10 protein-coding genes are annotated in these 12,093 nt (G+C 57.6%); 8 read left to right on the top strand and 2 right to left on the bottom strand.

Annotated features, from left to right (window positions below):
• Window positions 1-5: 5 nt before the first annotated feature.
• The 4 genes from speB to V8L71_RS08890 all read left to right on the top strand — a co-directional run bounded on the left by speB (window position 6) and on the right by V8L71_RS08890 (window position 5,587).
• Window positions 6-956, top strand: coding sequence for an agmatinase (speB, locus tag V8L71_RS08905; protein ID WP_336273873.1), 951 nt, complete (start codon window positions 6-8; stop codon window positions 954-956).
• A 139-nt stretch (window positions 957-1,095) separates the two neighbouring features.
• Window positions 1,096-2,478 carry a YjiH family protein gene (locus tag V8L71_RS08900; RefSeq protein ID WP_336273872.1) on the top strand — a complete coding sequence of 461 codons (1,383 nt, stop codon included), beginning with the start codon at window positions 1,096-1,098 and terminating at the stop codon, window positions 2,476-2,478.
• 10 nt (window positions 2,479-2,488) lie between these two features.
• Window positions 2,489-4,132 carry a 5-guanidino-2-oxopentanoate decarboxylase gene (locus V8L71_RS08895; protein WP_336273871.1) on the top strand — a complete coding sequence of 548 codons (1,644 nt, stop codon included), beginning with the start codon at window positions 2,489-2,491 and terminating at the stop codon, window positions 4,130-4,132.
• 9 nt (window positions 4,133-4,141) lie between these two features.
• Window positions 4,142-5,587, top strand: coding sequence for an aldehyde dehydrogenase family protein (locus V8L71_RS08890; protein ID WP_336273870.1), 1,446 nt, complete (start codon window positions 4,142-4,144; stop codon window positions 5,585-5,587).
• Between the two features lie 3 nt (window positions 5,588-5,590).
• Here the strand turns inward: V8L71_RS08890 and V8L71_RS08885 are convergent, their stop codons facing one another.
• Together V8L71_RS08885 and V8L71_RS08880 are read right to left on the bottom strand one after the other, a co-directional pair.
• Window positions 5,591-6,532 (bottom strand): hydroxymethylglutaryl-CoA lyase, encoded by a 942-nt coding sequence (locus tag V8L71_RS08885; RefSeq protein ID WP_336273869.1) that lies wholly within the window; start codon window positions 6,530-6,532, stop codon window positions 5,591-5,593.
• 11 nt (window positions 6,533-6,543) lie between these two features.
• Complete coding sequence (locus tag V8L71_RS08880) at window positions 6,544-7,749, bottom strand: CaiB/BaiF CoA transferase family protein (RefSeq protein WP_336273868.1); 1,206 nt, start codon at window positions 7,747-7,749, stop codon at window positions 6,544-6,546.
• Between the two features lie 151 nt (window positions 7,750-7,900).
• Here V8L71_RS08880 and V8L71_RS08875 point away from each other — a divergent pair, with 151 nt between their 5' ends.
• The 4 genes from V8L71_RS08875 (at window position 7,901) to V8L71_RS08860 (ending at window position 12,078) form a co-directional block, all read left to right on the top strand.
• A complete protein-coding gene (locus tag V8L71_RS08875; RefSeq protein WP_336273867.1) occupies window positions 7,901-8,800 on the top strand; it encodes a LysR family transcriptional regulator in 900 nt (299 codons plus the stop codon).
• 356 nt (window positions 8,801-9,156) lie between these two features.
• Complete coding sequence (locus V8L71_RS08870; protein ID WP_101148071.1) at window positions 9,157-10,137, top strand: TRAP transporter substrate-binding protein; 981 nt, start codon at window positions 9,157-9,159, stop codon at window positions 10,135-10,137.
• A 106-nt stretch (window positions 10,138-10,243) separates the two neighbouring features.
• Window positions 10,244-10,786 carry a TRAP transporter small permease gene (locus V8L71_RS08865; protein WP_336273866.1) on the top strand — a complete coding sequence of 181 codons (543 nt, stop codon included), beginning with the start codon at window positions 10,244-10,246 and terminating at the stop codon, window positions 10,784-10,786.
• Window positions 10,783-12,078 carry a TRAP transporter large permease gene (locus V8L71_RS08860; protein WP_336269070.1) on the top strand — a complete coding sequence of 432 codons (1,296 nt, stop codon included), beginning with the start codon at window positions 10,783-10,785 and terminating at the stop codon, window positions 12,076-12,078. The genes V8L71_RS08865 and V8L71_RS08860 overlap by 4 nt, the downstream gene beginning before the upstream one ends.
• The last annotated feature ends 15 nt before the right edge of the window (window positions 12,079-12,093 follow it).

Here is a 12,093-nt window from a genome sequence, read left to right as displayed (position 1 = left end):
TAACGATGTCAGAGTTTAATCAGCCGCTGGGCGGCAACACCATGCCGCGCTTTGCAGGTCCCGCCACCATGATGCGCCTGCCGACGCAAGAGAACGCCCAAGGGCTGGATGCTGCCTTTATTGGCATCCCCATGGATATCGGTACCTCGAACCGCCCCGGCACGCGCCTTGGGCCGCGGCAGATTCGCGATGAGTCGCGCATGCTTCGCCCCTACAATATGGCCACCGGCGCCGCGCCTTTTGAAAGCCTCCAGGTAGCCGATATCGGCGACGTACCGATCAATACGTTCCATCTGCCGAAAAGCGTCGACATTATCACGGCCTTTTACGACGACGTGTTAAAGCATGACTGCATTCCGCTGACGCTAGGCGGCGAGCACACGCTGACGCTACCGATTCTGCGCGCGATGGCCAAAAAGCACGGCCCGGTGGGGTTGATCCATATCGACGCCCACGCCGATGTGAACGAGCATATGTTTGGCGAGCCGATTGCCCACGGTACGCCGTTTCGTCGTGCCCAGGAGGAGGGGCTGCTGGCCCATAACAAAGTCGTGCAAATCGGTCTGCGCGGGACCGGTTACGCCCCTGAGGACTTTGACTGGTGTCGCGAGCAGGGCTTCCGTGTGGTGCAGGCTGAGGAGTGCTGGCATCGCTCGCTGACACCGCTGATGGCCGAAGTGCGTGAACAGATGGGCGATATCCCGGTGTATATCAGTTTCGATATCGATGGACTGGACCCCTCGGTCGCGCCCGGCACCGGCACGGTGGAAATGGGCGGCCTGACCTCTGCCCAAGGGCTTGAGATTGTTCGCGGCGCGGCGGGGTTGAACATCGTCGGCGGTGACTTGGTTGAAGTATCGCCCCCCTATGACCCCAGCGGCAACACGGCGTTGATGGGCGCCACGCTGCTGTATGAAATGCTCTGCATCCTGCCGGGCGTGAAGCGCGGCGATTAAGCCGATGGTAAGACAGTTTTGATTAAAAAAGCGCCGATCTAACAAGGCGCTAATAAAAAAGACAGATGGCAGGAAGGTCGACTTCCTGCCAGGACGCCGCTAGCCCACCTCCAATAATCACTTCCAATAGGTGAATCCTATGTCGAATAGTAACGTTAAGACCGCAATGCCGACCTCGTCGGGGCCGATCCCCCAGGCGCATTTACTGAAGTTTATAGTGCCTTCTTTAATTGGGGTTTTGCTGTTCCTCGTCCCTTTCCAATTTGGCGATACCATCAATATTGGTATGGGCCTTATGGCGGAGGGGTTGCAAACGCTATTAGGCTCAGCGCTGCCAGCTATCGCGGTAGTCGTGCTTTGTCTTTCAGTGGTAGTCACTGTTTATGCCAAGCTAGCTAACCCTGGCTGGGCCAAAAAAGGCATGTTGCACGAGATGTTTCATGTTGGGCCGCTGTGGTTGGCAATGCGTTCTTTAGGCGCTCTGTTTGCGGTGATGACCTATTTCCAGTTTGGGCCTGAGTTCGTCACTGCCTCTTTTACTGGTGGCGTCATGCTCAATGACCTTGCGCCGGTGCTCTTAACGTTCTTCTTCTTTGCCGCGCTGTTGCTACCGTTTCTGGTCGAGTTTGGCTTTATGGAGTTTATCGGCAGCATGGTACGCAAACCGTTCAGGATAATTTTTAACCTGCCGGGGCGCAGCGCCATTGATGCCACTGCCTCATGGATGGGGTCAGGTACCGTGGGTGTGCTCATTACCACGCAGCAGTATGAACAGGGCTATTACAATGGTCGCGAAGCCTCCGTCATTGCCACCAACTTCTCTGTGGTATCTATTGCCTTTGCGCTGTTAGTGACGAGCTTCGTCGATATTAACCATCTGTTTGTGCAGTTTTACACGACGGTCGTGGTGGCAGGGTTAATCGCTGCGGTCATTGTGCCGCGCATCCCACCGCTATCGCGCAAGTCCAATGATTACTATGATCCGGTCGGCTGTCAGTTAAACGAAGAACGTACCGAAAAGGTCGGCCTGTTCCGCTATAGCTTGATTCAAGCCACCAATCGCGCCGCTGGCGCTCCCGGCCCTCGCGAGCTAGCACGTTTGGCGCTGCTCAACGTGATGGATATTTTCCTAGGTTTACTACCCTTGGTGTTTGCCATTGGCACGGTGGCGCTCATTCTGGCGGAGTTTACCCCGCTGTTTACGTGGCTCTCTTACCCCATGGTACCGGTGCTGGAACTGCTGCGTATTCCAGAGGCAGAAGCGGCAGCACCCGCAACGCTGGTTGGCTTTGCCGATATGTTCCTACCAGCGGTATTAGCGACCAATATTGAAAGCGAGCTCACTCGCTTTGTGATCGCCTGTCTCTCCCTGACCCAGCTGATTTACATGTCTGAAATAGGCGCGCTGCTGCTCAAGTCGAAAATCCCCATCAAACTCTGGGAACTGGTGGCCATCTTTCTACTGCGTACCGCGATTACGCTGCCGATCATCGCCTTTATGGCCCACACGTTTTTCTTCTAAGGGGACTGTAATGAGCGTTGAAGAAGCACGTAAACAACCCGCCATGACCTGTGCAGAGCTACTCATTCGGCTGCTGCGGGAGACTTACGGGGTGAGCGCCCTGTTCGGCATCCCCGGCGTGCATACGATAGAGCTTTATCGTGGTCTGGAAGGCAGCGATGTGCAGCATATAACCCCGCGCCATGAGCAGGGCGCGGGGTTTATGGCCGACGGTTATGCCCGCGCCAGCGGCCAACCGGGGGTGTGCCTGATTATCACCGGCCCAGGCATGACCAACATTGCCACCGCCATGGGCCAAGCCCTGGCGGACTCCATCCCCATGCTGGTGATCTCCAGCGTCAACCGCCGCGATACCTTGGGCTTAGGCCAAGGGCGGCTGCACGAGCTGCCCAGCCAGCAGCAGATGATCAGCGGCGTAGCGCGGTTTAGCCACACGTTGCTGGACGCCAACACACTGCCCGAGGTGTTGGCTCGCGCCTTTGCCATTTTCAAGGGGGCGCGCCCAGGCCCGGTGCATATCGAAATCCCTATCGATCTGTTTCATGCCCCGGTGAATGTGCCAGCCAGTTGGCAAGCGCCCACGCTTTACCGCGCCGCACCTGACCCAGAAGGCTTGGCCGAGGCTGCACGCTTACTAAAAGCAGCGAAGCAGCCCCTGGTGCTATTGGGCGGCGGCTGCGTTTCAGCGCCGGAAGCCGCAAGAGCATTAGTTGAGCAACTGGATGCCCCCACGGTGACCACCATCAACGCTAAGGGGCTGCTGGGTCGTGATCACCCGCTGGACTTAGGCGCTAATGCCGCGCTGCCCGCGGTTCGTGAGCTAGCCGCTAAGGCGGATGTCATTTTGGCGATAGGGACCGAGCTGGGTGAGACTGACTATGACGTCGTTTTTGATGACGGCTTCCACCTCAACGGGACACTGATTCGGATCGATCTCGATCCCGAGCAACTGGTGCGTAACCAGCGCACCACGCTGGGCCTGGTGGGCGATGCCGGACGCAGCTTGGCGCTTCTGCTGGCGCATTTTTCGGCGCCGTTAAAGCGTCAAGGCGCTGAGAGAACGGCCGCCGCTCTGAATACCTTAGACTTGGCGAACGATCCCGCGTTTAGCGATTTCGTGCCCCTCTATGCCACGCTTGCCGACCACCTTCCCGAAGCCATTTTGGTAGGCGATTCCACCGCCCCGGTGTATGCCGGTAACCACCTGGTTAGCCAGCCTGCACCCCGCCGCTACTTCAATGCCTCTACCGGTTACGGCACCTTGGGTTACGGGTTACCCGCCGCATTGGGAGCACAGCTGGCGCGGCCTGACCTGCCGGTGGTGGCGCTGGTGGGAGATGGCGGTGTGATGTTCACGCTGTCGGAAATTGCCACCGCCGTCGAAGCCCGCCTGCCAGTCGTCATCGTTTTGTGGCACAACGCCGGTTACGAAGAGATCCGTCGTTATATGGACGCCAACGGCGTCGCGCGCTTAGGGGTGGATATTCAGGCGCCTAACTTTCTCACCTTGGCCGAAGGCTTTGGTTGCCCCGGCATGCTGGTAGAGAGCCCTGCCGAACTTGCCAACGCGCTCGACAACCGCGAGCCCAACGGGCCGCTGCTGATCGAAATTGACGCCGCTGCCTGGCAGCGTGCGTGCGCATTTTCTGAATAGGATTCCATCATGCAGTTACTCAACCAGCAGTTCATCAACAACCAGTGGGTGCCCTCAAACGGCACGCGCCTGCTCGATGTGATGAACCCTTACCGTGAAGAGCGTATTGCCCAAGTAACTGCCGGGGATGCTGCCGATGTCGATGCGGCGGTACAAGCCGCCCAACGGGCGCAGCCTGAGTGGCAGGCGTTGGGTGGTGCCGTGCGTGCAAAGTATTTGGAAGGCTTCGCCGATGCACTGGAAGCCCGCCGTGATTCGATTACCACGCTGTCGGCGACCAACAATGGCAAGCCGTTAGCGGAGGCGGAGATCGATCTAGAGGATGCCATTGCCTGCTACCGCTACTACGCCAAACAGGCTAAAGCGTTGGATGCCCGCCAGGGTGAGTTAGTGAGTGTTGAAATGGAGGGGGTTGAAGCGCGCACCTATCACGACCCCGTGGGCGTGGTGGGGCTGATTGCGCCGTGGAATTTCCCACTCGTCACCAGTGCCTGGAAGCTAGCGCCTGCTTTGGCAGCCGGTTGTACCGCGGTGCTTAAACCCTCCGAAGTGACACCGCTCCCTGAATTAGTGCTGGCAGAAATCGCCCTGAAGATTGGCCTGCCCGCGGGTGTGCTCAACCTGCTCAATGGTGACGGTGAGGGCATCGGTGCACCGCTCACCCACCATTCTGGTGTGGATAAAATCTCCTTTACCGGCAGTAACCGCGTGGGCGAAGCGGTGATGCAGGCAGCCAGCGCCCGCACCGCAAGCGTATCGCTGGAGCTAGGCGGCAAATCCCCCATTGTGGTGATGGAAGACGCCGACCCAGCCCAAGCCGCTGACTGGGTGATGGCGGGCATTTACTTCAATGCCGGACAAATCTGCTCAGCAACTTCGCGGCTATTAGTACACGAAGACGTCGCGGAAGCTCTCTATACCGCGCTTGGAGAGCGAATGGATGCGCTAACGCTAGGCGATCCGCTTGCCGAAGGCACCGACTTAGGCCCGCTGAGCAGTGCCAAACAGCGCGACGCCGTGCAACGCTATTTGGATCTGGCCGAACAGGAAAAACTGACAGTCGTGCGCGATGCGACGCACCGCACGCTGCCGACCCAGGGCTACTTCCTGGCACCGACGCTTTATCGCGACGTGCCGCTCGAGAGCCGCCTGTGGAAAGAGGAGATTTTCGGCCCGGTGCTCTGCGCCCACAGCGTGACAAGCGAAGCCGAGGCCATTCAGCTTGCCAACGACAGCAGCTTTGGCCTGGCAGCAACGGTCATCAGCGGCGATCCTGAGCGGGCAAAACGCATCGGCCGCCAGCTCAAGGCTGGCAGCATCTGGTACAACAGCGAGCAGTTGGTGTTACCCGAAACTGCCTGGGGCGGCTTCAAGCGCAGTGGCATTGGGCGTGAGCTTGGCCCCTGGGGGTTAAGTGCGTATCTCGAAGTGAAACACGTGATTGGGCCTGCCTAAAGGTCAGACTTGCGCATTAGGCATCGCATAACGCCGGGTCGATTTCCCGGCTTTGACCACCTGCCCCGGCACGTCATGGCCGATCAGGTCGGGTAGGGTGGCGGCGACTTCTAGCAGGGCATCCAGATCGACGCCGGTATCGACGCCCATGGATTCGAACATATGCACCAGATCCTCGGTGCATACGTTGCCCGTCGCACCCGGGGCGAAGGGGCAGCCGCCTAGCCCGCCTAATGAGGCATCGAAACGGGTGATACCCGCTTGCCACGCCCCCAGTGCGTTGGCCAAGCCCATTCCGCGGGTGTTGTGGAAGTGCAGCGTGAACGGCGTTTGCGGCCAGCGCTCAAGCACCGCTTCACATAATCGTTTGACCTGGGCAGGGTTGGCCATGCCGGTGGTATCGCAGAGCGTGACGCCTTGAATACCAAGGCCAATCAGCTTTTCAACAAGCGCTAATACCCGCGCCTCTGGCACCTCGCCTTCGAAGGGGCAGCCAAAGGTCGTGGAAAGCGATGCGTTGATAAACACACCGCTATCTTTACTAACATCCAAAATTGCCGCGAACTGCTCTAGCGACTGTTCCGGTGTCATTCGCAGATTGGCCAGCCCGTGGCTATTGCTGGCCGACATCACCAGATTGATCTCATCCACCTGACAGGCCAGGGCCCGCTCGGTGCCCTTGACGTTGGGCACCAGTACGGTGATATCGACCCCTTCCCGGCGCTGAATGCCGGTGACTACGTCGGCGGCATCGCGCAGGTTGGGGATCGCTTTAGGCGATGTGAACGACGTTGCTTCAATACGCCGTAGGCCAGTGGTAGAGAGCGCATCGATCCAGCGGATTTTCTCTTCCGTCGGCACAAACCGCGCTTCAATCTGCAGGCCGTCCCGTGGGGCAACTTCGTTGATCTCGATTTTGGTGGGGCAAGGTGTTACCAACTTCATGAAAACACTCCCTAAATAATGCCCGCTTGGCGCAGCTTGGCGCGGGTTTCGTGATCGATGCCCAGCTCATCCAATACGTCGTCGGTATGCTGGCCAAGAGTGGGGCCGCCGTCGCCAATTCGCCCTGGCGTAGCGCTAAGCTTGGGCAGTACGCCGGGCACTTTTAGCGGTTTGCCGTTGGGGCGAGTGAAGGTTTGAATCATCTCCCGCGCCAGATAGTGTGGATCAAAGGCGATATCTTCTGCGGTATAGGGATAGCCTGCGGGAACGCGGGCATCATCCAGGGCCTGTAGAATGGCACCCCGTGGGCGCTCTGCGGTCCACGTTTGAATCGCGGCATCAATCATTTCAGCTTGATGACTACGCCCATCGTTATGGGCCAGGGTCGGGTCGTTGGCGAGGTCGTCACGGCCAATCACGCCCATCAGGCGCTTGAAGATACTGTCGCCATTGCCAGCAATCAGCACATAATCACCGCCTTGGCAGCGGTAGGCGTTGGATGGGGTAATGCCGGGCAGGGCGCTGCCGCTGGGTTCGCGAATCTGGCCACTGGCATCGAATTCCGGCAGCAGGCTCTCCATCATCGCAAACACCGACTCATACAGCGCGACGTCGATCTCTTGGCCCAAGCCGCTGCGGTTGCGTTCCTGAAGTGCTAACAACGTGCCGATGACGGCGTAGAGCGCGGAAAGCGAGTCACCAATGCTGACGCCTACGCGTACCGAAGGCTCGCCCGGCTGGCCGGTGAGGTAACGCAGCCCGCCCATGGCTTCGCCAATCACGCCAAAACCGGGTTTATCGCGGTAAGGACCGGTTTGCCCATAGCCGGAGATATGCACCATGATCAGCCGAGGGTTGAGTGTAGAAAGCGCTTCCCAGCCCAGCCCCCAGTTGTCCAGCGTGCCGGGGCGGAAATTTTCCACCACCACGTCCGCCTCGGAGGCGAGCTTTCGCACTAAGGCCTGACCCTCTTCGCTTCTTAAATCCAGCGCCACCGAGCGCTTGTTGCGGGTTTGCACATGCCACCACAGCGAGGTGCCATCCTCTATCATTCGCCATTTGCGAAGTGGGTCGCCGGTGCCTGGCGGTTCGATTTTGATCACATCGGCACCGAATTCCCCCAGCAGTTTGGTGGCGAAAGGCCCCGCAATCAGTTGACCAAGCTCAAGCACTTTCAAGCCTTGGAGCGGAAGCTGGCGGGCTTCGGGAGCATTCATTAAGGCTTTCCTCTATTTGTCGTTATCATCATTTATTGTCAGCATGCGTGAGCCGATCCAGGGCGACAATTAGGCAATCGGTAACAAAGGGTTCGTGGTTAGCGAAGGTGTGCGTTAGCATAATCCGCCTGTCTTATGGGAGTCATGTGTCATGCGCCGCTTCGATTTTGTCACCCTCAAACTGTTTATTTCCGTAGCGGATGAAGGCCGCCTGACCGCCGCTGCCGAGCGAGAGCACTTAGCACTCGCTGCAGTGAGCAAGCGAATAAGCGACCTGGAAGCGCTGGTCGGCACGACGCTGCTGTATCGCCGTCCACGGGGTGTGGAGCTCACGCCTGCGGGCCAGGCATTTTTGCACCATGCCCGGCGCATTATGGATAACATCGAGCGCCTGCATGCGGAACTCAGCGAGTACGGCGAAGGCGTGCGCGGCCATGTGCGTATCCACTCCAATACCTCGGCGATCATTGCTTTTCTTCCCCAAGATCTCAGCGCTTTCTCCCGGCTTTATCCCGAAATTAAGATCGATCTTCAGGAGCGAGTCAGTAGCGAAATCATTGCCGCCGTCCGTGATGGATTAACCGATATCGGCATTTTTGCCGGGCATGTGGCGGCGCCTGACCTCCAGCAGCTCTCCTATCGACATGACCGACTCGTGTTAATGACGCCCATTGATCACCCCTTGGCTGAGCGTGAAAGCATCGCTTTTAATGAAGCGCTGGCTTTCGACTTTATTGGCTTACAGCAGGACGCCTCGCTGCAATCGCTGTTGAATGAACAAGCTAACCTGGCAGGCAAAGTGCTGCGTATGCGCATTCAGGTACGTAGCTTTGACGCTATTTGCCGGATGATTCACCACGGTATGGGCGTTGGCGTACTCCCCGAGCAGACCATCTATCGTGATCTGGGGGATTTGCAGCTCAAAAGCATCCCGCTTAGCGACCCTTGGGCCCAGCGTGAGCTGGTGATTGGCATGCGCCGCTACGCCTCTTTGCATGTCACTGCGCGACACTTGGTAGACCACCTTACCCAGAAGGCGGGCGAGGACTAATTGCAAAAGTCTGCAAATGGCTTCGTGCTTCGTGAAAGCTGGCAAATATCTTGTGGTGGCAAAATGCCTTGAGCAGCGGCGCTGAAGTATGCCTTCACAGCCTGTTGAGAGGGCTTTTGAAAGAGCAGCGAAGGCGGTCAGGTATTCATCTTTGGTCGTATGGCTGCAAGCACCTCGGTCAAAAAGCGCGTCATACCGACGTTTCTAGCCATCGTATTTAACGAAGTCATCCTTCTTGAACGTCGATTTGAGCCCGTCGGCTGCTTGTTTCAAGATCAGGCAAGCGACATAAAGCTCTTGCCTACAGGAGCTATAAAGAACCACACCCAATAACGACAACCGTAGAGAGTCATCCCATGCGGAAACAACTGTTTGCCACGCTGGCTACCCTAGGCATGCTAACGACGGCCCCGTTCGTTTTAGCTAACCCAATCGAAATTCAAGTTAACAACACCATGAGTGAAGGCGGCTCGGAAAGCGCCGCGGTGGAACGCTTTGCGGAATATTTAGAGGAACAGGCCCCCGGGCGCTTTGAAGTTCGCCCCTTTTTAGCGGGTTCTCTGGGCGGTGAGAATGCCGTGTTGGAACTGCTTAACCTGGGCCAAACCCAGCTATCCCTAACCGGTGGTAACTGGCGTCAACAGTATGCGCCTGAATACGACGCTATTACGGTTCCCTTTGTGTTCACTACCTGGGATGAAGTCGACGCCTATATGGAGAGCCCTTCCGGCCAAGCGCTGGTCGAGAAAGCAGAAAGCCAGGGCGGCCTGAAATATTTTGGCCTGCAGCATCGCGGGCCCCGCCACATGACCGCCAATAAAGAGATACATACCCCAGATGATCTGGATGGCTTCCGCCTGCGCCTGCCTTCGCTGCCGGTATGGCTGGAAGTGTGGGAAGAGATTGGAGCTCAGGTAGTCAACGTACCGGCACCAGAGATTTATCTCGCCATGCAGACCGGCCAGGTCGATGGCCACGAGAACTCGCTCTCCTCGCCTTATACCCGTCGTCTATGGGAAGTGCAGGACTACCTGATCATGACCAGCCATGTGCAGTTTCCGTGGAGCTGGGTAGCTAGTTCTCGCTGGTGGGATGGCCTAGAAGAGGAAGATCAAGCGCTGATCGAAGAAGCCATTGAGGTGGCACGCCAGTATGGTTCAGAGCAAGAACGCGAACTCGACGAGTTCTATCTGGAAGCCCTGCAGGATGAAGGCATGACCGTCATTGAGCCGGATGTTGCGCCTTTCCGCGAGGCAGCGTTACCGGCTATCGATCGTGTCATGGCTGACATGGCCGAGGGCGTTCGTGAAGATGCGCTGGGTAACGACAGCGAGTAAAACGCGCTGAACAGAAATTGCGGCGGCCCATCGGGCCGTCGCTTTTCTTCATTACAAATAATTTTTCATGTAAGACTAAAAAGCAGTCAGGGTAAGGAGTTCTCCAGTGGAAGACGCGGTAGCGCCCAGCAAGGGGCCAGATCGAATTGCTTTCTATACGCTGCGCGGCGTTACACGCCTGTGCGATGGGGTGGGCGTGGCGCTTATGGCAGCCATTCTGCTCCTGATCGTGGCGGCCGTAATTGCCCGTGACCTGCTGGGGCTGGGGATGCCCTGGACCGAAGAGGTGGCGTCTATGCTGGCGATTTACGCGATTGGCTTCGGGTCGCTATCCGCCTGGGTACGCAGCGAGCATCTGGTGGTCGACCTGTTCAGCCACAAGCTTTCTGGGCTGGGTAAGAATATCCAGTACCGTCTCACTGCGCTGATCTCCTGCGGCTTTTTTGCACTGGCCGCCTGGGGGGCTTGGGTCATGTCGGACATGAGCGCCAACAATAAAACCGTCTCGTTAAGTATCAGTTTCAGCTATCTCTATTACGGCATCTTTTTCAGCTTTGTGGGCATGGCACTCATTGCCTTTTGGCAAACGTTGCGCGGCCCGGTGGTGTGGTTGGAAACGTCCCATGAAGAGGAGGTCTCACAACCATGACCGAACTACTGATTTTCGTCGGTGGCTTGTTAGTTCTGATGGCCATTGGCTTGCCCGTGGTGGTCGCCATTGGCGTGACCTCGTTTATCGCGTTATTCGCCACCGGTGCCGGCGGGCTACCCGTCGAGTTACTCCCGCTGCGCATGGTGCAAACCCTCAATAACTTTACCCTGCTGGCGATTCCGCTGTTCATCCTGGCCGCCAATATTATGAATATTGGCTCCACCACCACGCGCATTTTCGATTTCGCTACCGCGCTGGTGGGCTTTACCAAGGGTGGTTTGGGACACGCCAACGTGGTGGCCAGCTCTATCTTTGCCACGATGTCGGGCACCGCGGTGGCCGATGCCGCCGGGCTGGGTAGTATCGAAATCAAGGCGATGAAAGAGCGTGGCTACGAGTTGGGTTACTCAACCGGCATCACTGCCGCCTCCAGCGTAATCGGGCCAATTCTGCCGCCCAGTATCGCGCTCGTCGTTTATGGCTGGCTGGCCAATGTGAGTATTGGTGGGCTGTTTATGGCGGGGCTACTGCCAGGTATCTTGATGGCACTGCTGCTGATGGGAATGACCGTGCTGCTGTCTGCCAGCGGTAGGGTGGTGATGCCTAAACCCACGCCTTTTGACGCCTGCGAAGTTGTCCGCACCGGTAAACGCGCTATTTTGCCGTTGATGATGCCAGCGATTATCGTCGGCGGTATCTGGGGTGGTTTTTTCACCCCGACGGAAGCTGGCGCCATTGCATCGCTTTACGCAGTGATTCTGGGCGGCCTGGTGTACCGTGACTTGAATTGGCGGGACCTTTTCAGCGCCTTTCGCCGCACCCTCATGTTCAGTGCGGTCATTCTGCTGATTATCGCGGTCTCCAGCTTCTACGGCTGGATATTGGTACGCATGGGGATTCCTCAGGCGTTAGCGGGTCAGGTCGCCAGCATCGATATGCCGATGTTTGCGTTGCTACTCTGTTTTGCGCTGTTCTTTTTGCTGATCGGCTGCTTTATGTCAGTGATCGAAAGCATCCTGATTTTTACCCCCATTGTGGTGCCCGCAGCGCTAAGCGCCGGATTAGACCCTGTTCACTTCGGTATCGTGATGGTGATCACGCTGTCGGTGGGGGTCATTACGCCGCCATTTGGCACGGTGCTGTTTTTAATGGTGGGCATTACACGGCTGCGTTATGGCCAAGTGGTGACCGCGATACTGCCGTTCCTGCTGCCGATCATAGCAACTATTTTGCTGTTGATTGCCGTGCCAGGGTTGGCCACTTGGCTGCCAGATATCATGGGGTACTAATTCAGAAGGAGCCCG

Origin of the sequence: Vreelandella indica, assembly GCF_037070225.1 — a bacterium.
GTDB lineage: Bacteria > Pseudomonadota > Gammaproteobacteria > Pseudomonadales > Halomonadaceae > Vreelandella > Vreelandella arctica.
The sequence above is the reverse complement of the archived record's forward strand: the minus strand, read 5'-3'. Positions and strand labels throughout refer to the sequence as shown.

Coding starts and splice junctions, on each gene's coding strand:
- speB (WP_336273873.1), top strand. CDS start 6: ATGTCAGAGTTTAATCAGCCGCTGGGCGGCAACACCATGCCGCGCTTT.
- V8L71_RS08900 (WP_336273872.1), top strand. CDS start 1,096: ATGTCGAATAGTAACGTTAAGACCGCAATGCCGACCTCGTCGGGGCCG.
- V8L71_RS08895 (WP_336273871.1), top strand. CDS start 2,489: ATGAGCGTTGAAGAAGCACGTAAACAACCCGCCATGACCTGTGCAGAG.
- V8L71_RS08890 (WP_336273870.1), top strand. CDS start 4,142: ATGCAGTTACTCAACCAGCAGTTCATCAACAACCAGTGGGTGCCCTCA.
- V8L71_RS08885 (WP_336273869.1), bottom strand. CDS start 6,532: ATGAAGTTGGTAACACCTTGCCCCACCAAAATCGAGATCAACGAAGTT.
- V8L71_RS08880 (WP_336273868.1), bottom strand. CDS start 7,749: ATGAATGCTCCCGAAGCCCGCCAGCTTCCGCTCCAAGGCTTGAAAGTG.
- V8L71_RS08875 (WP_336273867.1), top strand. CDS start 7,901: ATGCGCCGCTTCGATTTTGTCACCCTCAAACTGTTTATTTCCGTAGCG.
- V8L71_RS08870 (WP_101148071.1), top strand. CDS start 9,157: ATGCGGAAACAACTGTTTGCCACGCTGGCTACCCTAGGCATGCTAACG.
- V8L71_RS08860 (WP_336269070.1), top strand. CDS start 10,783: ATGACCGAACTACTGATTTTCGTCGGTGGCTTGTTAGTTCTGATGGCC.